Below are 23,149 nucleotides of genomic sequence, written 5' to 3'. Positions count from 1 at the left end.
GATACGTTCAATTCAATCTCGTAATTAAAAATCAAAAATGAGTTTAAAAACAAATCCATTAAATGATGCACAGTTAAGTGCTTTAAGCCAGTTGGTTGAAGGCTTGAATAAAGAGCAAACTGTATGGTTAAATGGTTATTTTGAAGGACGATTGGCAGCCCTCGGAGGCGTTGAGGTGCCGGCTGTGGCAAGTACAAGTGCGAGCACAGCGGCAGCGCCGCCGGCGCAAAGTGCAATTAAGCTTACCATTTTGTATGGTACCGAAACAGGGCATTCGCAGGGATTGGCCGAAAAATTGGGAGAGAAGGCTTCGTTTAAAGGAATTGACGCCCAGGTTTTGAGTTTGTACGATTACAACTACAAAAAGCTAAATGAAGAAGACAATGTGGCCATAATTGTTAGCACGCACGGCGAGGGCGATCCGCCGGATATGGCCGAGGATTTTTACAAATATGTAACCGGGCCGCGTGCTCCACAGCTTGATGGGGTAAACTATTCGGTGCTGGCTTTGGGCGACAAAACCTACAAGCATTTCTGTAAAACCGGCGAGGAAATTGATGAGGCATTAAAAAGCCGCGGAGCTTACCGTGTTACGCAAGCTGTAAAATGCGATGTAGATTACGAGCAGCCGGCTGAAACATGGATGAACCTCTTTTTGTTGAATCTTGCACCGGCTGAAATTCCGGAACCGGTGGTTTCAAGTGAGACATCAGTAGCAACACCATCTTCGGCGGGAGGTTTTGGAGAAGAATTCTCGAAATCAAATCCATACATGGCAACAGTACTCGAGAAAGTTCGCATTACCGGAAACGATTCAGACAAGGAAGTATATCATGTTGAACTTTCGTTGGAAGGATCGGGACTAGAATACGAACCGGGAGATTCGTTGGGGATTTTCACGAAAAACCCGGAAGCTTTGGTAGAAGATATTCTTGCCTTTACAGGTTTCGATCCGGAACAGAAAGTTGATGTGGGTGAAGAGGAATACAGCATAAAGGAAGCTTTGTCGCATCACCTTGAAATAACAATGCTGACATTCGATCTGCTGACTAAATACCAGGAGAAAACAAAGAATGCCGAGCTGGCGAAATTACTGGCCGACGATGAGGCGCTCGACGCATATTTATATGGCCACGATGTGCTCGACTTACTGGAAGACTACCCATACGAGTGGAATGCACGTAAACTGGTAGAAGTCTTACGTCCGATTCCTCCACGTTTATATTCCATTTCATCAAGCATGGAAAGTGTTGGGGAGGAAGTTCACGTTACCGTATCGGTTGTGCGTTACGAGCGCAAAAATCGCAAGCGCAATGGCGCATGTTCGTCGCACCTTGCCGACAGCATTGAGATTGATGAGCAGGTTCCGGTTTATATCGACAAAAATCCGTCGTTTAAATTACCGGCCAATGGTTCAAAAATTATCATGGTTGGCGCTGGAACAGGTGTAGCTCCGTATCGTGCATTTATGCAGCATCGCGAGAGTTTAGGTATTAAAGGCGAGTCGTGGTTGTTTTTTGGCGACCGTCGTTTTAGCTCCGATTTCCTCTATCAGACCGAGTGGCAAAAGCTACTAAAGAAAGAAATACTAACCAAAATAGATGTAGCTTTTAGTCGCGATCAGGAAGATAAGGTTTACGTGCAGCACAAGTTAAAAGAGCAGCAAAAAGAAGTGTTCGACTGGCTGGAGAACGGTGCCCACTTGTATTTGTGTGGCGATATGAAATATATGGCCAAAGATGTAAACAAGGCTTTGCTTGATATCATTCAGACTCAGGGTGGAATCAGCGAGGAACAAGCCGAAAAATATGTGAAAAATTTGAAACGTGAGAAGCGTTTCCAGACCGATGTTTATTAGTGAGACTTAGCTTTCAAAAGTGTAACGCATTAAAAGTAGTAGTCGAACTAATCCCGATAATAAAGTTCATCGGGATAAATAAAATAGCAGGAGCGGTTGCAACTACCTTCATGTAGTCGCTCCCGAAACTATAACCCAAAAATTATGAGTGAAAATATTAACTGGCTTGAGCTTTCAGAAGTTGAAAGGCTCAAGTACGATAGTAATTACTTACGCGGAACTTTGCCCGAAAGTCTGGCCGATCCGATTACCGGGGCCATCTCGCAGGGCGACACACAAATCTCGAAATTCCATGGAATTTATCAGCAGTGGGACCGTGATGTTGACAAAGAACGAAAAAGGCAAAAGCTGGAACCGGCATTTTCTTTTCTGATCCGACTGCGTATGCCCGGCGGGAAATTTACACCGAGGCAGTGGCTGGCAATGGATGAATTGTCGGACAAATATGCCAACCGAACTTTAAAACTTACTACGCGGCAAACCTTTCAATTGCATGGTGTGCTAAAGCGTAACCTAAAGGCTACCATTAAGGAGATGAACGACCACTTGATGGACACCATTGCGGCTTGTGGCGACGTAAACCGTAATGTAATGAGTCATGCCAATCCGGCACAGTCGCCGTTTCATGCCGAAGTGATTGAAACGGCTAAAAATATCAGTGAGCATCTTTTGCCAAAAACAGGTGCGTATCACGAAATCTGGCTGGATAAAAAGCTGGTGGCCGACAGTAAAGAGGAAGTGGAGCCTTTGTACGGAAATCGTTACCTGCCGCGTAAGTTTAAGATCGGGATTGTAATTCCGCCGCATAACGATTGCGATGTGTTTTCGCAGGACCTTGGTTTTATTGCCATTATTGAAAACGGGGAAATTGTTGGCTACAATGTTGCCGTGGGCGGTGGCTTAGGTACCACTTTCGGAAAACCAGAAACATACCCAAGAACCGGAACTGTAATTGGTTTTTGTACGCCTGATCAAATTATTGACGTTGCCGAAAAAGTGGTTGCAGTACAACGCGATAACGGCAACCGAAAAGACCGTAAACAAGCCCGTTTGAAATACACCATCGACAGGATGGGAGTGGAGGAATTCGTGTCAGAACTGACAAAGTATTTAGGTTATGAATTGGAGCCGGAACGCGATTATGTTCTAGAGCGAAACGGTGATGATTTTGGCTGGATAAAAGGCAGCGATAAAAAGTGGCACCTCACTTATTTTGTTGAAGGCGGCCGCGTGCTTGACAGGGGAGAATACAAGCTAAAAACTGCCCTTCGGGAGATTTCAAACGTGATCGACGGTGATATTATTCTTACAGGAAATCAAAACCTAATCATATCAGGGGTGAGCACAAAAGTGAAAAACCAGGTTGATGCCTTGCTAAAAACTTATGGTGTATCACCCGAAGATATCTCCGGCTTACGAAAGAATTCAATTGCTTGTGTTGCTTTGCCAACCTGCCCGTTGGCATTTGCCGAGGCCGAACGTTACCTACCCGATTTAGTGTCGAAAATCGAAACGATTCTGAATGAACACGAATTGGGCAAAGAAGAAATTGTAATTCGTATGACCGGCTGTCCGAATGGTTGCGGACGCCCGTACCTGGCCGAAATTGGCCTGATCGGAAAATCGCCGGGCTACTACAACTTATACCTTGGTGGAAGTTTTAACGGAGCGCGTTTGAATACGCTTTACAAACAAACCATCAACGAGGAAGAGATACTGAACGAGCTGCGTCCGATTATTGCTGATTTTGCAGCAAACCGTGAGGCCGGCGAACACTTTGGCGACTTTGTAATCCGCAAAAACTATGTGGAGGAAATCAAAGAAGGCCGGGATTTTAAACACTAATTCCATTAGTAACAAGACAGAATTCAAAACTTAAAAAGCAAAAAAACATGAGAACAACAGTATCGATATTAGGTTGCGGATGGTTAGGAACGGCGTTGGGAAGAACAATGCTTCGGAAAGGCTGGAAAGTTAAAGGTTCAGTGGCTTCAACGCAAAGTTACAACCGGCTTGAGGTGAGCGGAATTAGTGCATTTTATGTGAAAGCCAAGGCGCAATCGCTGACGGTGGATTACAATAGTTTTTTTAATACGGATGTGCTGATTATTTCTATTCCGCCAACGCGAACAGATTGTGTGGAGGACTCATACCCGAAGAAAATAGAGCAGGTAATTGCAAAAGTTGAGGAGCTGAACATCAAAAAAGTGCTTTTCATTTCTTCAACATCGGTGTACGAATCGAAAAATGCAGAAGTGAAAGAAGGTGGCGAAGGAACGCCGGAGAAAGCAAGTGGCAGGGCTTTGTTAAAAGCTGAAAAACTGTTGCTGGAGAATCCTGCATTTCAAACAACCGTAATTCGTTTTGGCGGCTTGATCGGTTACGACCGCAATCCGGCACGTTTTGTACAAGGCAAAAACACACCTGTTTTTGATGCACCGGTAAATTTGATTCACCGCGACGACTGCATAAACATCATCACAAAAATCATTGAAAAAGATATTTGGGGCGAGGTGTTTAATGCATCGAGCCCTGAACATCCCGGGCGAAATGAGTTTTATGCCAAAGCTGCAAAGATAAGTGATCTGCCGGTTCCGGTGTTCTCAAAAGACAAAGGAAGTTACAAGGTGATTAACAGCGACAAACTCATACAGGCGTTGGATTATAAGTTCGTGTATCAAAGTCCGATGGACTACCTAAAAGAGGTGGAAGAGTGGGCCTACAGAATTTAGCGATGGAACAGTTTGGAAAAGTTTATATTGTAGGAGCGGGCCCCGGACGGGCAGATTTGCTTACCGTGAAAGCGCATAATTGTATTAAGGCAGCAGATATTATTTTATATGATGCGTTGATATCGCGCGATGTTCGAGAGCTTTTTCCTGAAGGTGCAGAACTAATCTTTGTGGGTAAACGTGCTGGCGATGGAGTTGATGTAACCGAGCGGCAAAACTCAATTCACCACAAAATTGAAAAGTATGCTAAACTCGGAAAAGTAGTGGTGCGCGTGAAATCGGGTGATCCGATGATCTTTAGTCGTGGAGCCGAAGAAACCTCATTTCTGCAGGAAAAGAATATCCCTTTTGAAGTGGTACCGGGCATTTCGGCGTTTAATGCAGCATCGGCAGAATTTGGTATTCCGTTAACCGACCGGCGGGGAAGCAACTCGCTGCACCTGCTTTCGGGGCGAGATGTGGCCGGGAAATTGCTCAGCGTAAAGCAGTTGGTAAGTATTGTTGAGAACCGCGGAACTGCAGTAATTTACATGGGGACGAAAGTGTTGGAGGAAATTTACGAGGCGCTGGATGCTGTTCACCGAGAATGTATTCAGACAACAATTGTGTCGCGATCGGGCCGATGGGATGCGCAAAAGTTTAAAGGAACGTTGGAAGAGATGGTTACTCTGAATAGTGAGACGCCTGTTAAAACTCCGGCTTTGATTTATTTACGGATGGAATGTTGATAAAAGAATCTAACCTCGTAACCAAAAAATAGTCGCTATTAATTCTCATAGTCCGATTATTTAGGTTGCTTTTGTCTTCATGCCAGACGGGCAGTTCCTTTTCCATTCGATGAAAAGGAACCAAAAATCTTGTCAAAAAATAACCTCTGCGTTTTTTCAATGTTGCCAATTAGCCCGACTGACGGATTTTTGACGAGCCCGCACCAGTTTTATTCGTGTGTAGGTTTCAGGAAAAAGGGTGAAGATCTTCGAAGCTTCGGCCTCGGCCGGTGAGCCGGAAAACAAGTGATGACGGCGTAAAAAATTACTGCTGTTTGAGGAGGAACGACGAGTTTCAGGAATTTTAGTCGGCATCGCGTAGATTTTCCGAGTGAAGCGGGCGCAGCCTTGGATTTTGTGTTTACTATTTGGGCTAAGCCAAATAGTAAAATCCGCCTGATAAGGCGAAAGACTGTCTCTTACAAATTGTGGTAATATCCTGAAAGTTGATTGTACTTGTTTGTGGAAATCACACGAAAAAGGATGACTTCGTTAAGCGTAAATCGACAACAACGAAATTGCAATAAGAACAACCGCTATAGAATAGTAAATAAGAACCTTCTTAAAACGGCTCTGGCTTTTTTCTGTCAGGAATGAAGATATTAATCCGAGGTTGGCAATAAAAAGGGCGAACAACATCAGAACGATGTGTTCAACCGGCCAAAGTCTTTTCGACACCATGTTGGTGCCTTCGTCGGGGATGTATTGAAAATCGAATCCCGCACCAAGGTTGGTAAACATTATCAGACCTAAAATAAGTTGCAGATACAACGCCACAATAAAAGCAATGGCAACATACTTGTCGGTTTTGGCGTAGGGGAGGTGGTTTTTTATTCCACGAACCGAGCGATAAATCAAAGTCACCGCCAAAAGTAAAAATGATACACTAACAATGTCGTGTATTATTTTTACTACGTCGGATGTGATTATGGTGCTCAGATTCATCATTTTCAGTATTCAGTCTCAGTTTACAGTCGCAATTTTTAAATTCTCAAATTAATTGTTTGGTATCCAGTTGCCGGTTTTCATTGGTGAAACTTTTCTCTTATCCTTCGCCAATCGAAAATCGTTAATCTTCAATTGCAATTCAACTGTTCCAGTTTGCACTTTTGATCCAGTCCACAACGAATTTAGCATTTTCAACCGGAATGCCGGGAACAAAACCATGACCTACATTAAAAATCCATTTGTCATTTTCAGCTCCAAAGGCAAGATATTCCTGCAACTTCGTTTCAATTACTTCCTGGTTGGCAAACAAAATTCGTGGATCAAAATTTCCCTGAACGCCCATATCAGCGGGAATCATTTCGCGTGCTTCTTTAATGGGCACTTGCCAGTCGACACTGATGAAATCGGCATCGCCGGGTTGCAGCTGTTTTAAGCCGGTTCCCAAACCTTTTGGTAAGAAAATAGTTGGTGTGCCTGTTTCCATTACTGCAGCCGATATTTTTCGAACGAACGGCATAATCAATTCCATGTACAAATCAGCAGGAATAAGCCCGGCGTGCGTTTCAAAGATCTGAAAAGCTGCAATGCCATGTTTTACCTGGTTCAGCGCATATTCAATCGAGAGTTCGGTAATGGCGCCTAACAGTTGTTTGGCCAGCTTTTTGTCTTTGTACAACAGCGAAACTGCATCGGGGAAAGTGTGGTTAGTTCCCAATCCCTGCACCATGTAACAAAGCGTTGTAAATGGCGCTCCGCAAAAACCAATCAACGGAAAATCCGCCGGTTTGGTTTCCTGTATTTTGTCGATCACATTGTAAATGTATTCCAGTTTTGTGGCGTCAGGATTGATGAGCGTCATCGGATCGTCAAGATCTTTTAAAGCCGTTGCAAAACGTGGCCCCGAATCAGTGAATGTTAGTTCCATTCCCATCGCCTCGGGAATAACAAGGATATCGGAAAAAAGAATGGCTGCGTCAACGCCAAGATCGTAAACAGGCAAAAGTGTTACTTTAGCTGCCAGTTCCGGATCGCGCATCAGTTCTTTAAAACTGTACTGCTTCCGCATTTCAAGGTACGACGGCAAAACTCTTCCCGCCTGACGCATAAACCACACTGGTGGCCGTTCTGTTTTTTGCCCCTCTAGTGTTTTTATAAATATTCCTTTTTCCATCTATTTTCGTATTTCTTTCTTATCTACAAGGTTTGTGTAACTGTCTGCAAAATATTTCCAACTGGTTTCAGATTGAAATGATTGAATGGATTGATGAGATTGAGCAATCTCCTTCAATCTGTTTTCAACCTTCTCTCAATCTTTTAGTTCTTTTAAAGCGTTTAAATTGGCACTAATGATGTTGTCGATGTCTTCGTCGGTGTGTGCGTACGATACAAACAAACATTCAAACTGCGACGGAGCGATGTACATGCCGCTCTCCAGTGACATTTTGAAATATTCGGCATAACGTGTTGTGTTTGCACTCATTGCTTCTTCGTATGAGCTTACTTTTTCTTCGTCGGTGAAGAACAAAGTCATCATCGAGCCAACACGATTCAACACCGCTTTAATACCTGTTTCTTTTAGGTTGTTACGAATTCCTTCTTCCAGCTTTTGGGCTTTGCGCTCCAATTCCGGGTAGAAGTCCTCTGTGTTCAGGATCAGTTTCAACATGGTACTTCCTGCGGCCATTGCCAGTGGATTTCCAGATAGAGTTCCGGCCTGGTAAATCGGGCCATTTGGAGCCAGTTGATCCATAATTTCTTTTTTACCACCGTAAGCGCCAACAGGCAAACCTCCGCCAATAATTTTCCCAAGCGTGGTAATATCGGGCATTACATTAAAGAATTCCTGTGCACCACCTTTTGCCAAACGAAAACCGGTGATCACCTCGTCGAAAATTAACAATGCGCCATTTATTGTGGCGATTTCGCGCAGGCCTTCCAAAAATCCTTTTTCAGGAAGAACAACACCCATATTTCCGGCAACCGGTTCAACAATTATTGCGGCTATATTTTCTCCGTCTTCTTCGAAAAGTTGTTCTACCGAAGCCAGATCGTTATAATTGGCTAGCAAGGTATCTTTTGCATTTCCGGCAGTTACACCCGGACTATCAGGTAATCCCAATGTGATGGCGCCTGAACCTGCTTTGATCAGGAAACTGTCGCCGTGTCCGTGGTAGTTTCCAACAAACTTTACAATTTTCTCGCGACCTGTATATCCACGTGCCAAACGAATAGCGCTCATTGTGGCCTCGGTTCCCGAGTTTACCATACGCACTTTTTCTATCGAAGGCACCATTTCAACGATCAGCTCGGCCATTTCTGTTTCGTACAAAGTAGGAGCGCCGTAGCTGGTCCCTTTTTGTGCGGCTTCATTAATGGCCGACACAATTTCGGGGTGGGCATGACCAAAAATCAGTGGCCCCCACGACGACACAAAGTCGGTATATTGATTTCCGTCGAGATCAACAACTTGTGATCCATTGGCACAGTCGATAAAAACCGGATTTAAATTAACACTTTTAAAAGCCCTAACCGGAGAGTTTACGCCTCCCGGAATACTTTGCTGAGCTTGCTGAAATGCTTCTATACTTTTTGAAAACTGCATGTTCTATCCTTTTATTCCATTCAAAATTTTCGCTGCGTCAACAGCTGAATACGTAATAATAATATCAGCGCCGGCTCTTTTTATCGAGGTGAGAATTTCCATCATAACGCGCGGCCCGTCAATCCAATCTTTCTCTTCGGCTGCTTTTAGCATCGAGAATTCGCCACTAACATTGTACGCAGCCGTTGGCATTTTGAATTCCGTTTTTACACGGTAAATTATATCGAGGAAAGAGAGCGCCGGTTTTACCATAACAATGTCGGCACCTTCTGCAATGTCGAGTTCCACTTCGCGCATAGCTTCGTCCGAATTGGCCGGATTCATTTGATAAGTGGCACGGTTGCCAAATTTTGGCGCACTTTCGGCAGCCTCGCGAAATGGCCCGTAAAAACCCGATGCATATTTAGCCGAATAAGCCATGATCGGAATTTTCTCGAATTTGTTTTCGTCAAGCGCTTCACGGATTCGTCCAACACGTCCGTCCATCATATCGCTCGGGGCGATCATGTCAGCACCGGCTTCTGCCAGTGAAACCGATTGCGCGGCCAGCGTTTCAAGCGTGGTGTCGTTATCCACATCGCCATCAATTATGGTCCCGCAGTGTCCGTGTGTGGTGTATTCGCAGTTGCAAACATCGGCAATAATATACAATTCCGGAAGTTCAGCTTTTATGGCACGGATGGCTTGCTGTACAATCCCGTCGTGCTGACAAGCAACTGTTCCATCCTCGTCTTTTTCGGCAGGAATACCAAATAAAAGAACGGCTTTCACGCCCGATGCGGAAACATTTTTACATTCTTCAACAAGGTTCTCAACCGACAGTTGAAAGTTGCCAGGCATCGAGCTGATCGGGTTGCGAACGTTGGTTCCGGCACAAACAAAAAGTGGCATTACCAAATCGTCAACCGACAGTTTAGTTTCGGTTACCATGTCGCGTAAAACCGAATTATATCTTAATCTTCGTAATCTTGTTTCAGGAAACATCATAGCGTAGTTTTTATTTTGTTTGATAATAGTCAATTATTGCTTTGTAAAGTCCTTCTGCATTTGAATTTTCTGCTGTAACCAATGGCTCTGCACCACCTTGTCGGATAGCCTCTGAAGTTACTTCTCCAATGCTGGCCATCTTCACTTTCGCAATATTTTCGGTGCCATAAAAGTGGCAGAAATTGTTAAAAGTGGATGGACTTGTGAATACGATCAGATCGTAGTTGTCAATTGAAATCGCATCTAATATTTTTGAATCAGCTCCCGATGGTTTTACTGTTTGATAAGTATTTACCCGGGTAACTGAATTTGATTTCGATAATTCCGTTTCCAGTTTATCACCGGCCAGATTTCCGAGTGCCAATAAAATATTTTGGTTTTGCAGATTGTGTTTTTCTGCTAATTCTTTAAGAAGGCCGTCAGAAGAATTTTCATTGGCTGTAAAATAAGGAGCATAACCGTAATAGTCCAGTTCTGCTGCTGTGTTTTTGCCGATTACGGCAATCTTCAAATCGTTGGGCAAAGTAGTGTTGCCTACTGTTTCAATCAATTGTTTAAAGAAACTTACAACGCCATTTTTGCTGGTGAAAATTACCCACTGGAACTGATCTAGATTCTGTATCGATTGCTCTTCTGTTGCAGTAAGTTGTGTCTGCTCAATTTGAATCATTGGCAGCGAAACTACCGAAGCACCTGCTTTTGTTAGCAGCTCAGGAAGATCATCGTGAATATCCGCCGGACGAGTTGAAATAATCACCTTGTCTGTTAATGGAAGCGCTGTATTTGTAACCGGTAAATTCTCCGTGCGGATGGCATCAAGAATCTCTTTTCCACCGGCATTGAATAATTTATTGGCCAGATTTCTCGCCATTTCATTGGCATCTTCAACCGGGCCGGTAACTGTTTCTTTCAGAAATTGACTTCCGTCTATGCTGGCAACAAAGCCAGTAATTTTCACCTGTTCACCTTCAACTTTGCAGGTACTTCCCACTGGAATCTGGCAACCGCCTTCCAAGGTATTCAAAAACACACGTTCTGCCGAACTCGTTATCATCGTTTCCTTGTGATTGATCTGCGCAATAATTGCTTCAATCTCCGGATCGTTGTCTTTTATTTCGATAGCAATAGCACCTTGTCCGCATGCGGGAATCATTGTTTCAGGAGCGAGAATTTCGGTGATTGCTTCATCCATTTCGAGGCGTTGCAATCCTGCACCTGCCATGATCATGGCATCGCAGTAACCTTCATTCATTTTACGGATGCGTGTGTTTACGTTTCCTCTGATCTCAACAATGTTAAAATCCGGATTCAAACGTAACAGTTGTGCTTTGCGGCGTAAACTTGAAGTTGCGATGGTGTGTTCCGAAGTGAGTTCCGAAAGTTTTAAATGATCTTTGCTGACCAACGCATCGTTAACGGTGCCTCTTTCCAGCACGGCGCCCAGTTTTGTTCCTTCAGGAAAAATAGTTGGAAGGTCTTTTAAACTGTGCACGGCCATGTCGATTTCGTTATTGAACATGGCAATTTCCAGCTCTTTGGTGAAAAGGCCTTTGTCGCCAATTTTTGACAGCGGAACATCCAGTATTTTGTCGCCTTTTGTTTTTATAACGACAATCTCAAATTGCTTTTCAGGGAATTTTGGTACCAGTTCGTCTTTAACCCTATAAGCCTGATATAAGGCAAGCTTGCTGCCTCGTGTACCAATGCGAATCGTATTTTTCATGGAGCAATCTTGAACAGGTCGTTAACCAATTCGATGTATTCTTTTTTACGCCCGTTATCGGTGATCGACTTTACGTTTTTGATCATCAGGCGGATAAATTTATTGGTAATATGATCGGCGTACATCGAAGCTTCATCGGTGTTGTCTTTCGACTGGCGTTTGATAAAACCTTCGAGTTCTGCTTCATTTATTTTCTTGAAATTATCGCTGATGTTTTGGAAAGTCGGAGTCAGATTACGGGTGTGTTGCCAGTCGCTAAAATCAGTAACAAACTCGGCAATAATTTTTTCGGCTTTTTCAATTTCGCCACGGCGTTTTCCGAAAGTCCGTTCAACAACGGCTTGCAAATCGTCGACATCGATAACAAAAACATTTTCGATTTCAGCCACATCTGAAGCCACATTGTGAGGCACTGAAAGATCGACAAAAAACATCGGTTTGTTTTGGCGCTCAATCATCACTTTCTCCACCATATCTTTGGTTACAAGTGGTTTCTTTGATGCCGTTGATGTGATTAAGATATCGTTTTTCACCAATTCATTCTGCAGCTCTGAGAATTCTTTTGCGATGCCTTTGTAACGATTCGCGAGTTCCTGAGCTTTTTCCGCTGTGCGGTTGATAATCGTGAACTTGTCGCAACCTTTTTTCAACAGGTTTTGCAGCGTTAATTCGCCGGTCTGACCCGCTCCAAGCAGCAATGTTGGATGCGAACACAGGTTGTGCAACTTTTCGTTGGCCAGTTCAACTGCAGCGTAACTAACGGAAACCGCTCCTTTTGAAAGTGCAGTTTCTGTTCTTACCTTTTTGCCGGCTTCGAAAGCCTTGTTGAACAAACGAATTAAAGTTGGGCTGTGCAACTCATATTTGTCGGCAATGGCAAACGCATCTTTCAGCTGGCCAACAATCTGGTATTCGCCCAGTGCCATTGAGTCGAGCCCTGAAGCCACACGGAATAAATGCAACGAAGCTTCTTCCTGGAATTTGTGGTAAAAATGCGATCCCACACTTTTATCCGCTTTTCTCCAATCAAAAAGCATTTTGGCCAATGTTGATGTACAATCAAAAATGTCTTTTTCCGTGTAGTCAAAATATATTTCGGTACGGTTGCAAGTCGAAACAACGATTGCACCGTTTATTCCTGCGTCGATTAATTGCGGCACAAAACGCTTCACATCCTCTTCGCAAAAAACGAATTTCTCGCGAACTTTTATCGGAGCAGTTTTGTGGTTTAATCCAAGTAATCCTATCATGAATGAATCGCTTAAGTCTTGATTTTGAAACAATACTATTAAAACAATCTGTAGAAAATCTGTAGAAAAAATCAGATTTGGCAGAGTATTGAACAAAGGGTTGTAAGCGGTGTGTTTATTTGCTAGAAATACAGTAAGTTATGTGTTGTCTAGACTTGGAGATTTACACTTCAAAATTGTTTGTTTCCGGACGAAAAATAATGCTGAAATTGTGCAGATTATCCTCATAAGAATAAAGGGCCTTAAAACCCGAAACTTCGCATATTTTCTGAACAATGGCAAGCCCCAATCCAACCGAACTGTCGGATGATGATGATTTGTAAAATCGTTTAAAAATATCGTCGGCGCTTCCCTGAATTTTTTCGCCGCTGTTGGCAATCGTAAGTTGTTTATCGTTTGCCGTTATTGAAATGGAACCGTTTTTATGATTGTGGCGGATGGCATTTTTTAATAAGTTAGAAATCAGGATGTCGGCTAAGTAGGGATTCATTTCTGTAAAATATGGTTTGTCTGGGCTTTCCACCGTAATCTTTTTGCTTTCAATAACATCTTCAAGGAATGAGAGTTGTGTGTCGATAATTTGTGTTAAATCGATCTTTTTGACTTCCGGGAATTGTCGGTTGCCGATTTTAGAAAGGAGCAGCAAAGTATTTGTCAGGCGCGAAAGCCGGGTGGAAGCTTCATAAGCATCGCTGATCGTTTTTAGCTCTTTTTCCTGCATACATTCTGATTGCAAAAGCAGCTCCATTTTCGAGATGATAACGGCAATCGGAGTTTGTAATTCGTGCGAGGCATTTTCGGTGTATTCTTTCAGGTTATAGTAGTCGTCTTTTATGCGTTCGGTCATCGACGTCAAAACCTTGTTCAGCTCGTTGAACTCCTTAATATCGCTTTCTTTTAGCTGAAAATCTTCGTGGGTGTTCAGGTCATACTTTTTGATTTTGTTAATGGTGTCGTAAAACGATTTCAGTGTTTTTTGCGAGATGTGTCGGTTCAGCACCAAAAGTCCTACAATCAGGGCAACAACCAGCAGTGTCATCGATAAAATAATGCGTACCATCAGGTTATCGGTTTCGGCATGCGATTTAAAGATTCGTACCAGGTATTTTTGCCCGCCAATCTCCGAAACAAACTGCAGTTGACGGTAAGCCGTGTAAACCCCTGTTTCAGTGTTCACAATAAGCGTATCGGAATAACCCTCAACCGGATTTTGGTTTGCCGGAATCGGAGTTACTTCAACCTTTTTTTCAAAATCGGTTGGCGCGGTTGTTGCTCCGTGTGCTGATTTCAATTCGTTTTGAATGCTGGTTTGGCGTTTTTGCAACTCAACATTAATATTTTGGTTTACCTGCTGGCGAAGCACAAAATAAAAAACCACTAACCCCGTAAGGAAAATGAAAAGCGAAATGGAGAGGAAATTGAGACTTATTTTGGTAAGTAGTTTCATTATCTTTCTTTCTGGCTTTGCCTTTTATTCCTGGTTTAAATCGAATTTATAGCCAACTCCGTAAATGGTTTTAATATAATCGGTGCATCCTTTTTTTATCAGCTTTTTGCGCAGGTTTTTAATGTGTCCGTAAATAAAATCGTACGAATCGGCAATGTCCATGTAATCGCCCCAAAGATGCTGCGCCAAACCGGTTTTTGTAATAACCTTGTTTTTGTTGGCCACAAAAAACTGAAGCAGTTCGTATTCTTTTTTGGTGAGTTGCAGCTCGTTGTCGTTTACAAAAACCTGGTGCGAATCGGGGAGTATTTTTATTTCGTTAACGAGAATATGATTGTCGCCATCGAAATTTATCCGCCGGTTAATCGATTTTAGGTGAGCATTTAGTTCGGCTAAATGAAAAGGTTTTGTGAGATAATTATCGGCACCAATTTCGAGCCCTTCAATTCTGTTTTCCACCGAATCGCGTGCCGAAATTATAATGATTCCCATCTTTTTATTGTCCTTTTTTACCTGCCGGATGAGATCGAGCCCGCTGCCGCCCGGCAGGTTGATATCTACCAAAATACAGTCGTAAAAATGGATGTCAAGATGTTCGGCCGCCGTGTTGTAATCGAAGGCTGTTTCGCACACATAACCTTCATCGGTCAGGTACTGAAAAATGGCGTCGGATAAAGCTATTTCGTCTTCTATAATCAGAATCTTCATGTAGGCTTATTTTCAAATTGCAATATAATAACTTTAAAGCTTCTGGCGTCATTTGTTTCTGATGAGTTGGTTTTATGGTTATCTTGCAGCATGCTAAAAAATAATCTTTGCTGCCGGATTTATCCCCTTGTTATCCTGCTCGTATCGGCACTGATAAGCTTTGGGATTTTCTATTTTAAAGAAGCGACAACTGTGCTGGAAATATTCTCTGGTCGGGGAGTCTTTTTTGATTTTCTGGGAATTAGTTTTGCTATTGCAGTGCTTCCTGTTGGGGTGTTTTATTACTTAAGCGACAAGGAAAAATTTGAAAAATCGGCCAGACCGTTGTCGTTGCTGGGATTTCTTCCGGCTCTAGTTTATATGGGATTTCATATTTTTTAAATTAAATGGGAGTTTTTGGGGAACTATAAAAAGCATGATAAATAACAAAGGCTTGCAAAATATTATTGGCAGGCCTTTGTTATTTACTGTATGGGATTACTCCTGTGGTGAATCGTCAGCTCCTGCTACTTTCTGGCGTTTAAAAATATAACGCGTAATAAAAATTCCATTCGTGTCATCGGCACCTCCGTAACTTTCAACACCAGTATTTACAAAAGCCAGTTCCCAGCCCTGGCTCATCATGTCGTTAATTTTTGAGGTTAACAATGCATCGTTCGAGGCAATGTTCTGAAAACGAATACCACCAACGTTGAAAAAGTTAAGCAGTTTGGTTTCGTCGTAATCTTTAATACGAATTTCTTCACGGTCGCTTTTGTTACGGTCACCGTTTTCTGCTGTTTGTGTTGTGGTGAACTCTTTGTAATCCACCTCGTGATCGGTAGAGAGTAATCGCGAACGGCCAACTCCACTCGGGATGATCGATTCGATTGTGGTAATAATTTTTACTTCGTACTGCGGAGTTTCCTGTCCGTTTGCTGCCGGCGATAAAAATAGTGCCAGAAGGATGAAGATAAATACTTGTTTCATTGTTATAAGTTTTGTGATTTTTAACTTGATTTGAATGTGTCTTTCGGGTTACTCAATCTCTTTTCTGAAAAAATATCTTGTTAGAAATATTCCGTTCGGATCGTTAGCGCTCTCGCTGTCGTCATCAAGCAAGGCTTTAAAAATTTCTTTTTTAACACTGGCGTTTGCCATTTTGCTTTCAACGCCTGTTTTTACATCGAACAGTTCCCAGCCGTTGGCCAGCATATCATTAATTTTCGATGTTACCAGTGCATCATTCGAAACAATATTCTGAAACCGGATTCCTCCTTCATTATAAAAGTTCAACAACTTGGTTTCTTCGTATTCCTTAATGCGGATGTCTTTGCGTTTACTTTTGTTTTTGTCCTTTTTGGCTTCCGTTTGTTGCGAGGTGAAATCTTCGTAATTCACTTCTACAACCGGCGAAATCATTCGCGATCTTCCCACTCCGCTAGGAACCAGCGATTCAATACAGCTTACTACCTGAATCTCGTATTTTGGCTGCTGGGCCAGTACCAGAACAGGCAGGCAAAAAAGGAGGAATAATGAAAATCGAATTTTGAGGTGCATTTTGAAATTAAATTATGTTTGACCTTAACAAATATAGTTAATTCTTATTATCAACTTTATAGCGAAACAAAAAACACATTTCGAAGCTCGCGATCTCAAAATCTGATAACTCTGTTAGTATCAAATCGTCAATACTGGCGGGAGCATTGAGAATTTTTTCTATCTTTCCGCAACAAAAGAAAGTTATGTCAAAGTTCCCGTTTTATCAACAATTTGATGCGATGGATTGCGGCCCGACGTGTTTGCGTATGGTGGCCAAATATTACGGGAAACATTTCACCACCGAATTTCTTCGCGAAAACTCTTACATCACACGAGAAGGCGTGTCGTTGTTGGGAATCAGCGATGCTGCCGAAGCAATTGGAATGCGCTCGATGGGCGTGAAAATCACTTTTGAGCAACTAAAAAATGAAGCGCCGCTGCCTTGTATTGTACATTGGGGGCAGGAGCATTTTGTGGTTGTTTATCAGTTTAAGAAAGGCAAAGTTTATGTTGCCGATCCTGAATTTGGGCGCATTGAATACTCGGAGAAAGAGTTTTGCGAAAAATGGATATCAACAGTTTCGGGCGGTGAAGAAAAGGGAATTTGTCTGCTTTTGCAGCCAACACCTGATTTCTATCAGAGCGAAGACGACAAAGTAAAACGTACCGGATTTCAGTTTGTTTTTAATTACCTGAAACCCTACAAAAAACTGGTGATTCAGTTAGTTCTTGGCTTCTTTTTAGGAAGCTGCATTCAATTGGTGTTGCCGTTTTTAACCCAGAGTGTAGTTGATATTGGTATTAATAACCAGGATATCGGTTTTATTTATCTGGTGCTTATTGCGCAACTGGTTTTGTTCATCAGCCGGATGTCGGTTGAGTTTATCCGCTCATGGATTTTGTTGCACATTAGTACGCGCATAAATATTTCAATTATTTCCGACTTTCTGATCAAGTTGATGAAATTGCCGTTGGGCTTTTTCGATTCAAAAATGATCGGCGATATTTTACAGCGTATTGAAGATCACGACCGAATTGAGCGATTTCTTACGGCGCAGTCAATTGGCGTGTTATTCTCGGTTTTTAGTCTGGTGGTTTTTGCCATTGTGCTGGCCATTTACAGCTGGACGATATTTTTGATTTTCATTGTTGGTTCGGCTCTATATTTTGTGTGGATCTATGTTTTTATGAAACGCCGCCGCGAACTCGATTTCAAACGTTTTAATAAACTTTCTGAAAACCAGAGTAAGTTGATCCAGATCATTAACGGAATGCAGGAGATTAAACTGAACAACTACGAAAAGCAAAAACGCTGGGAGTGGGAGCGTGTTCAGGCCGGGCTGTTTAAAGTAAGCGTAAAAAGCCTTTCGCTGCAGCAGTATCAGGATGCCGGCTCTGTATTTATTAATGAGACAAAAAATATTCTCATTATAATCATTTCAGCCACGGCGGTTGTGAATGGCGAATTAACCCTTGGTATGATGCTGGCTATACAATATATAATAGGGCAGCTTAATACGCCCTTGCGCCAGTTGATTAATTTTATGCACACAGCGCAGGATGCCAAGATTAGTTTGGAGCGTTTGGCAGAGATACACGAGAAAAAGGATGAGAGTGAAGCCGGTAAATCGTATGTGAGAAATCTGCCTGAAAATAAAGGAATATCGGTTAACGAATTGGTCTTTCAATATGAAGGGCCGCGTTCGCCAAAGGTTTTAAATAATATCAATCTCGAAATTCCGGAAAAGAAAACGACTGCGATTGTGGGAACCAGTGGAAGTGGAAAAACTACATTGATAAAACTGTTGCTTGGTTTTTATCCTCCGGTTGCGGGCGACATTAAAATTGGCGGAACGCGCTTAGCAAACTATTCACCGCAAATGTGGCGCGACAACTGCGGTGTAGTAATGCAAGACGGTTTTATTTTTTCCGACAGCATCGCGAAGAATATAGTGGTGAATGATGAATTGGTTGATCAGGAACGTTTGTTGAACGCGGTGAAAATGGCGAATATTCAGGATTACATTGAAGCTTTGCCGTTGAGCTACAATACAAAAATAGGGCAGGAAGGAGTTGGATTGAGTCAAGGGCAGAAACAACGGATACTGATTGCACGTGCAATTTATAAATCGCCGGAGTACCTGTTCTTCGATGAAGCAACCAATGCGCTTGATGCTAACAACGAGAAAATGATCATGGAGAATATGGACAAATTCTCGGCAGGCAAAACGGTGGTTGTGGTGGCGCACCGTTTAAGTACGGTAAAAAATGCTGATCAGATCGTGGTGCTCGATACCGGTGAAATTGTTGAGCGTGGAACGCATGAAGAATTGATAGCTAGACAAGGGAAATATTATCAGCTGGTTAAAAATCAATTGGAATTGGGAAACTGATAACAAATGGCTGACGATCAAAATAAAATAGAAATCCGTTCCAGCGAAGTACAGGAGATACTTGGTGGAGTTCCATCGCGCATTGTGCGGTACGGAATTCTCATGTTCGTTGCTATCTTTTCGCTGATCATTATTTTTAGCTTTATCTTTTATTATCCCGACATTTTGCGCTCGAACATTGTGGTTACCACCGAAAATCCGCCGGCTACTTTGGTTGCCCGTGCAACCGGAAAAATTGACAAGTTGTTTGTTGAGGATAAAGACCATGTGAGTGCAGGACAAACTATTGCGTTAATTGAAAATCCGGCAGATTATACCGATGTGCTGGAATTGGAGCAAATGATCAGCAACGTTCAGCCGGCTTTTGATACCCTTAATTTTACCGTTTCGCAGCGTTTTAATAAAAGTCTGCAGTTGGGAGCAGTGCAGGAGTATTATTCGCAGTTTTTAACCCGCTATGAGGAGCTGAATGAATTCTACCAGCGCAACTATTATATATTAAAAGAGGATTCGTATAAAGAGCAGTTGAAAAACGCCAGGATTTTGTACGACCGACTTTGGGAACAGAAAGTTGCCATCGACAAAGAATACCAGATTAAACAACGGAATTACGAACGTCAGAAAAAATTGCTGGCCGGTGAAGTTGTTTCTTCCACTGTTCTGGAACAAGCCGAATCGGAAATGTTGAGTAAAAAATCGGAACTCGACGGAATTCGCTCGACATTGGCTGAGCGTCAGATCGGTATCAGTGAGTTGGACCAGAAAATTATTGAAAACGAAAAAGAATACCACGATTATAAAATTCAGTATGAATCGGCATTAATTGAGGCGTTTAATAATCTGAAGAGCCAGGCAAGTGATTGGTTTCTAACTTATGTATTACGTTCGCCAATCGATGGTGTAGTAACCTTTAATAAGTTTTATGCCGAAAACCAGAATATTACCGAAGGCGACCGTGTGTTAACCATTGTTCCCGAAGATGTGGGCGAGGTGATTGGGAAAGTGGAATTACCTGTTCGTGGATCGGGAAAAGTAAAAGAGGGCCTCGATGTAAATGTAAAATTCGATAATTACCCGTACATGGAGTACGGTTTGGTGCGCGGTAAAGTTAAAAGTGTTTCGCTGGTGCCTGAGGACAGTTTTTATATGGTAGAAATAACTTTTCCTAATGGTTTGGTTACCAATTACGATAACGAGCTGCAAATGCAAAGTCAGTTAATGGGACAGGCAGAAATCATTACCGAAGACCTGCGTTTGATTCAGCGAATTTTCAATCCATTAAAATCACTTTGGAAAGAGCGGATAAAGCAGTGATCTGTCGCAGTTGACAGTTGGCAAATTTCAATAAGCAAAATGTTAATTGCCGATTGTGTTTTGCCTGTTGCAAATTTTCTTCCAAACTTCTTCCGGCTTCATTCTTCTAACTTCCCTCTGCATCAATTCATTCCAATCTTAATTTTTTCAAAAAAAAGGTAGAAACCTATTGTTCTTAAATAATAATTCGTACTTTTGCGAGCCGTTTTTAGGGGAAAAGTGCGCTTTTCCGTCTCGAAACGATTGATAATTAAGGATTTTTGCATAATTTTGCAGTCCATTTTGGATAATGATTATTAACTATATAAAAAACAGGTAGTTATGCCAACTATTCAACAGTTAGTTAGAAAAGGAAGACAGACTAAAGTTGAGAAAAGTAAATCTCCGGCTTTAGATTCATGCCCACAGCGTCGTGGAGTATGTGTTCGTGTTTATACCACTACACCAAAGAAACCGAACTCAGCAATGCGTAAAGTTGCAAGGGTAAGGTTAACCAATGGTAAAGAAGTGAATGCTTACATTCCAGGTGAAGGTCACAACCTTCAGGAGCACTCAATCGTGCTTGTACGTGGAGGTAGAGTAAAAGACCTTCCGGGTGTACGTTATCACTTAATTCGCGGTGCGCTGGATACTGCGGGTGTTGAAGGACGTTTACAACGTCGTTCGAAATATGGTGCGAAAAAACCGAAAAAATAAGAAAGTAAAAAAAGAGTAATTAACTACGTTATTTGCAGTGGTTTGGTTGAGTAAGGAATTCTCTCTATTGTCTTCCGGAGATGAACTGAAGACCGCCTTAGGGCAGCCGATTTGAATAACACTAAAAAGTTTTAAAATGAGAAAGTCGAAACCAAAGAAGAGGATCCTTTTACCGGATCCAAAATTCAACGACACTTTAGTAACCCGTTTTGTAAATGACCTTATGGTTGACGGGAAAAAATCTACAGCCTACACAGTATTCTACGAGGCTATGGATATGGTAGAAAAAAGAATGAAAGACACAGAGTTGTCTCCTCTTGATGTTTGGAAAAAAGCATTAGAGAACATTACTCCAAATGTTGAAGTTAAGAGTCGCCGTGTTGGTGGTGCTACTTTCCAGGTTCCAATGGAAGTTCGTCCGGAAAGAAAAAACGCCATCAGTATCAAGAATATGATTTTGTTTGCCCGTAAACGTTCGGGAAGATCTATGGCTGATAAATTATCTGCTGAGATCATCGCTGCTTTCAACGAAGAAGGTGGAGCATACAAGAGAAAAGAAGATACCCACAGAATGGCAGAAGCTAACCGTGCATTCGCACACTTCAGATTCTAGAATCATAGTTTAGTAAAATTGGTAATAGAAAATAGGTTTAAAAATGGCTAAACAAGATCTGAAATATACCAGAAACATTGGTATTATGGCGCACATCGACGCCGGTAAAACCACTGTAACAGAACGTATTCTGTTTTATACAGGTTTAACTCACCGTATTGGTGAGGTGCACGATGGTGCTGCTACCATGGACTGGATGGAGCAAGAGCAGGAAAGAGGTATTACTATTACTTCTGCTGCTACTACTACATTCTGGAAACATAATGACGAGGAGTACAAAGTAAACATCATTGATACTCCGGGACACGTTGACTTCACTGTTGAGGTTGAGCGTTCGTTAAGAATTTTGGATGGAACTGTTGCATTGTTCTGCGCCGTTGGTGGTGTAGAAGCACAGTCTGAAACTGTATGGCGTCAGGCTGAAAAATACGGCGTTCCTCGTATTGCATTCGTAAACAAAATGGACCGTCAGGGTGCCGATTTCTTTAATGTATACAACGAGATTAAAGAAAAATTAGGTGCTAACCCGGTTCCAATGCAAATTCCTATTGGTTCTGAAGAAAGTTTCGAAGGGGTTATCGACCTTGTAGAAATGAAAGCAGTTCGTTGGGAAGACGATGCAGCTATGGGAACTAAGTACGTTCTAAGCGAAATTCCTGCTGAATTGCAAGAGCAAGCTGAAGAGTGGAAAGAAAAGTTAGTTGAATCAGTTGCCGAAGTTGATGACGCAATTTTAGAGCGTTATTTCGAAGATCCGGATTCAATTACTTCAGAAGAAATGATGGCTGTTATCCGTAAAGCAACTTTGGAAGGAGTAATCATTCCAATGATGTGTGGATCAGCATTTAAAAATAAAGGTGTTCAGCGTTTGCTGGATGCTGTTTGTGAGTTTTTACCATCGCCACTTGATAAAGACGAAATTACCGGTAAAAACCCGCTAACCGACAAAGAGGTTGTACGTCATCCTGATGCTGACGAGCCATTGGCTGCATTAGCATTTAAAATTGCTACCGACCCATTCGTTGGTCGTTTGGCTTTCATTCGTGTGTACTCAGGTACATTGAATGCAGGTGACACTGTATATAACTCGCGTACCGGTAAAAAGGAGCGTATCTCGCGTTTGTACCAGATGCACTCTAACAAGCAAAACCCGAAAGATTCAATCTCGGCTGGTGATATTTGTGCTGCAGTAGGTTTTAAAGATATCCGTACAGGTGATACACTTGGCGATCTGAAAAACCCGGTAGAGCTGGAAAGCATGGATTTCCCGGAACCTGTAATTGGTATCGCAATCGAGCCTAAGTCGCAAAAAGACGTTGATAAACTTGGAAACGGTTTGGCGAAACTGGCTGAAGAAGATCCAACTTTCGTTGTTAATACCGACGAAGATTCAGGTCAGACTGTAATCCGTGGTATGGGTGAGCTTCACCTTGAAATTTTGATCGACCGTTTGAAACGTGAGTTCAAAGTTGAATGTAACCAGGGAGCACCTCAGGTAGCATACAAAGAGGCTATTACCGAATCTGTTGAATTACGTGAAGTATTCAAGAAACAGACTGGTGGTCGTGGTAAATTTGCCGATGTTATTGT

General features: G+C 42.3%; 20 protein-coding genes. 10 read left to right on the top strand and 10 right to left on the bottom strand.

Translation table 11 applies throughout. The annotated features are described in order from the left end of the window. The first annotated feature begins 37 nt into the window (after window positions 1–37). The 4 genes from QZ576_RS20370 (at window position 38) to cobA (ending at window position 5,318) form a co-directional block, all read left to right on the top strand. The gene (locus tag QZ576_RS20370) at window positions 38–1,858 is read left to right on the top strand and encodes an assimilatory sulfite reductase (NADPH) flavoprotein subunit (protein WP_297100782.1); all 1,821 of its coding nucleotides are present in this window, start codon (window positions 38–40) and stop codon (window positions 1,856–1,858) included. Between the two features lie 144 nt (window positions 1,859–2,002). Next, window positions 2,003–3,703, top strand: coding sequence for an assimilatory sulfite reductase (NADPH) hemoprotein subunit (cysI, locus tag QZ576_RS20365; protein WP_297100779.1), 1,701 nt, complete (start codon window positions 2,003–2,005; stop codon window positions 3,701–3,703). Between the two features lie 47 nt (window positions 3,704–3,750). After that, complete coding sequence (locus tag QZ576_RS20360; protein WP_297100776.1) at window positions 3,751–4,590, top strand: hypothetical protein; 840 nt, start codon at window positions 3,751–3,753, stop codon at window positions 4,588–4,590. A gap of 2 nt (window positions 4,591–4,592) precedes the next feature. Then, the gene (gene cobA / locus QZ576_RS20355; protein WP_297100773.1) at window positions 4,593–5,318 is read left to right on the top strand and encodes a uroporphyrinogen-III C-methyltransferase; all 726 of its coding nucleotides are present in this window, start codon (window positions 4,593–4,595) and stop codon (window positions 5,316–5,318) included. A 531-nt stretch (window positions 5,319–5,849) separates the two neighbouring features. On the opposite strand, the gene QZ576_RS20350 is transcribed toward cobA, so the two are convergent. From QZ576_RS20350 to QZ576_RS20315, 8 genes are all read right to left on the bottom strand, one after another. Next, complete coding sequence (locus QZ576_RS20350) at window positions 5,850–6,305, bottom strand: hypothetical protein (RefSeq protein WP_297100769.1); 456 nt, start codon at window positions 6,303–6,305, stop codon at window positions 5,850–5,852. 139 nt (window positions 6,306–6,444) lie between these two features. Continuing rightward, window positions 6,445–7,476: a uroporphyrinogen decarboxylase gene (gene hemE, locus QZ576_RS20345; RefSeq protein ID WP_297100767.1), complete on the bottom strand. Its 1,032-nt coding sequence runs from the start codon at window positions 7,474–7,476 to the stop codon at window positions 6,445–6,447. A 135-nt stretch (window positions 7,477–7,611) separates the two neighbouring features. Continuing rightward, entirely contained in the window at window positions 7,612–8,907 is a 1,296-nt protein-coding gene (gene hemL, locus QZ576_RS20340; RefSeq protein ID WP_297100764.1) for a glutamate-1-semialdehyde 2,1-aminomutase, read from the bottom strand. A gap of 3 nt (window positions 8,908–8,910) precedes the next feature. Continuing rightward, window positions 8,911–9,894 (bottom strand): porphobilinogen synthase, encoded by a 984-nt coding sequence (hemB, locus tag QZ576_RS20335; RefSeq protein ID WP_297100761.1) that lies wholly within the window; start codon window positions 9,892–9,894, stop codon window positions 8,911–8,913. Between the two features lie 10 nt (window positions 9,895–9,904). After that, on the bottom strand, window positions 9,905–11,617 hold the full coding sequence (gene hemC / locus QZ576_RS20330) for a hydroxymethylbilane synthase (protein WP_297100758.1): 1,713 nt from the start codon (window positions 11,615–11,617) through the stop codon (window positions 9,905–9,907). Next, window positions 11,614–12,867 carry a glutamyl-tRNA reductase gene (hemA, locus tag QZ576_RS20325; protein ID WP_297100756.1) on the bottom strand — a complete coding sequence of 418 codons (1,254 nt, stop codon included), beginning with the start codon at window positions 12,865–12,867 and terminating at the stop codon, window positions 11,614–11,616. Before hemA ends, hemC begins: the two co-directional genes overlap by 4 nt. A 163-nt stretch (window positions 12,868–13,030) precedes the next feature. Continuing rightward, window positions 13,031–14,314: a HAMP domain-containing sensor histidine kinase gene (locus QZ576_RS20320; protein ID WP_297100753.1), complete on the bottom strand. Its 1,284-nt coding sequence runs from the start codon at window positions 14,312–14,314 to the stop codon at window positions 13,031–13,033. Between the two features lie 24 nt (window positions 14,315–14,338). Continuing rightward, window positions 14,339–15,022 (bottom strand): response regulator transcription factor, encoded by a 684-nt coding sequence (locus tag QZ576_RS20315; protein ID WP_297100750.1) that lies wholly within the window; start codon window positions 15,020–15,022, stop codon window positions 14,339–14,341. A 90-nt stretch (window positions 15,023–15,112) separates the two neighbouring features. On the opposite strand from QZ576_RS20315, the gene QZ576_RS20310 reads away from it, so the two are divergent. Further along, window positions 15,113–15,403, top strand: coding sequence for a hypothetical protein (locus QZ576_RS20310; RefSeq protein ID WP_297100746.1), 291 nt, complete (start codon window positions 15,113–15,115; stop codon window positions 15,401–15,403). A gap of 96 nt (window positions 15,404–15,499) precedes the next feature. On the opposite strand, the gene QZ576_RS20305 is transcribed toward QZ576_RS20310, so the two are convergent. Further along, window positions 15,500–15,991 carry a hypothetical protein gene (locus QZ576_RS20305; RefSeq protein WP_297100743.1) on the bottom strand — a complete coding sequence of 164 codons (492 nt, stop codon included), beginning with the start codon at window positions 15,989–15,991 and terminating at the stop codon, window positions 15,500–15,502. A gap of 48 nt (window positions 15,992–16,039) precedes the next feature. Beyond that, the gene (locus QZ576_RS20300) at window positions 16,040–16,561 is read right to left on the bottom strand and encodes a hypothetical protein (RefSeq protein WP_297100740.1); all 522 of its coding nucleotides are present in this window, start codon (window positions 16,559–16,561) and stop codon (window positions 16,040–16,042) included. Between the two features lie 185 nt (window positions 16,562–16,746). Between QZ576_RS20300 and QZ576_RS20295 the strand changes: the two genes are divergently transcribed. From QZ576_RS20295 to fusA, 5 genes are all read left to right on the top strand, one after another. Continuing rightward, window positions 16,747–18,936 carry a peptidase domain-containing ABC transporter gene (locus tag QZ576_RS20295; protein WP_297100737.1) on the top strand — a complete coding sequence of 730 codons (2,190 nt, stop codon included), beginning with the start codon at window positions 16,747–16,749 and terminating at the stop codon, window positions 18,934–18,936. Window positions 18,937–18,942: 6 nt separating this feature from the next. Next, complete coding sequence (locus tag QZ576_RS20290) at window positions 18,943–20,250, top strand: HlyD family efflux transporter periplasmic adaptor subunit (RefSeq protein WP_297100733.1); 1,308 nt, start codon at window positions 18,943–18,945, stop codon at window positions 20,248–20,250. Between the two features lie 321 nt (window positions 20,251–20,571). Further along, window positions 20,572–20,946 (top strand): 30S ribosomal protein S12, encoded by a 375-nt coding sequence (rpsL, locus tag QZ576_RS20285; protein WP_158863378.1) that lies wholly within the window; start codon window positions 20,572–20,574, stop codon window positions 20,944–20,946. Window positions 20,947–21,082: 136 nt separating this feature from the next. Next, a complete protein-coding gene (rpsG, locus tag QZ576_RS20280) occupies window positions 21,083–21,559 on the top strand; it encodes a 30S ribosomal protein S7 (protein ID WP_297100728.1) in 477 nt (158 codons plus the stop codon). Window positions 21,560–21,602: 43 nt separating this feature from the next. Then, the coding region (gene fusA / locus QZ576_RS20275; RefSeq protein ID WP_297100726.1) for an elongation factor G at window positions 21,603–23,149 on the top strand (1,547 nt) is incomplete at its 3' end.

This window comes from uncultured Draconibacterium sp., assembly GCF_913060805.1.
Lineage (GTDB): Bacteria > Bacteroidota > Bacteroidia > Bacteroidales > Prolixibacteraceae > Draconibacterium.
This window is presented reverse-complemented; position numbering and strand designations above follow the sequence as displayed.

Coding starts and splice junctions, on each gene's coding strand:
- QZ576_RS20370 (WP_297100782.1), top strand. CDS start 38: ATGAGTTTAAAAACAAATCCATTAAATGATGCACAGTTAAGTGCTTTA.
- cysI (WP_297100779.1), top strand. CDS start 2,003: ATGAGTGAAAATATTAACTGGCTTGAGCTTTCAGAAGTTGAAAGGCTC.
- QZ576_RS20360 (WP_297100776.1), top strand. CDS start 3,751: ATGAGAACAACAGTATCGATATTAGGTTGCGGATGGTTAGGAACGGCG.
- cobA (WP_297100773.1), top strand. CDS start 4,593: ATGGAACAGTTTGGAAAAGTTTATATTGTAGGAGCGGGCCCCGGACGG.
- QZ576_RS20350 (WP_297100769.1), bottom strand. CDS start 6,305: ATGATGAATCTGAGCACCATAATCACATCCGACGTAGTAAAAATAATA.
- hemE (WP_297100767.1), bottom strand. CDS start 7,476: ATGGAAAAAGGAATATTTATAAAAACACTAGAGGGGCAAAAAACAGAA.
- hemL (WP_297100764.1), bottom strand. CDS start 8,907: ATGCAGTTTTCAAAAAGTATAGAAGCATTTCAGCAAGCTCAGCAAAGT.
- hemB (WP_297100761.1), bottom strand. CDS start 9,894: ATGATGTTTCCTGAAACAAGATTACGAAGATTAAGATATAATTCGGTT.
- hemC (WP_297100758.1), bottom strand. CDS start 11,617: ATGAAAAATACGATTCGCATTGGTACACGAGGCAGCAAGCTTGCCTTA.
- hemA (WP_297100756.1), bottom strand. CDS start 12,867: ATGATAGGATTACTTGGATTAAACCACAAAACTGCTCCGATAAAAGTT.
- QZ576_RS20320 (WP_297100753.1), bottom strand. CDS start 14,314: ATGAAACTACTTACCAAAATAAGTCTCAATTTCCTCTCCATTTCGCTT.
- QZ576_RS20315 (WP_297100750.1), bottom strand. CDS start 15,022: ATGAAGATTCTGATTATAGAAGACGAAATAGCTTTATCCGACGCCATT.
- QZ576_RS20310 (WP_297100746.1), top strand. CDS start 15,113: ATGCTAAAAAATAATCTTTGCTGCCGGATTTATCCCCTTGTTATCCTG.
- QZ576_RS20305 (WP_297100743.1), bottom strand. CDS start 15,991: ATGAAACAAGTATTTATCTTCATCCTTCTGGCACTATTTTTATCGCCG.
- QZ576_RS20300 (WP_297100740.1), bottom strand. CDS start 16,561: ATGCACCTCAAAATTCGATTTTCATTATTCCTCCTTTTTTGCCTGCCT.
- QZ576_RS20295 (WP_297100737.1), top strand. CDS start 16,747: ATGTCAAAGTTCCCGTTTTATCAACAATTTGATGCGATGGATTGCGGC.
- QZ576_RS20290 (WP_297100733.1), top strand. CDS start 18,943: ATGGCTGACGATCAAAATAAAATAGAAATCCGTTCCAGCGAAGTACAG.
- rpsL (WP_158863378.1), top strand. CDS start 20,572: ATGCCAACTATTCAACAGTTAGTTAGAAAAGGAAGACAGACTAAAGTT.
- rpsG (WP_297100728.1), top strand. CDS start 21,083: ATGAGAAAGTCGAAACCAAAGAAGAGGATCCTTTTACCGGATCCAAAA.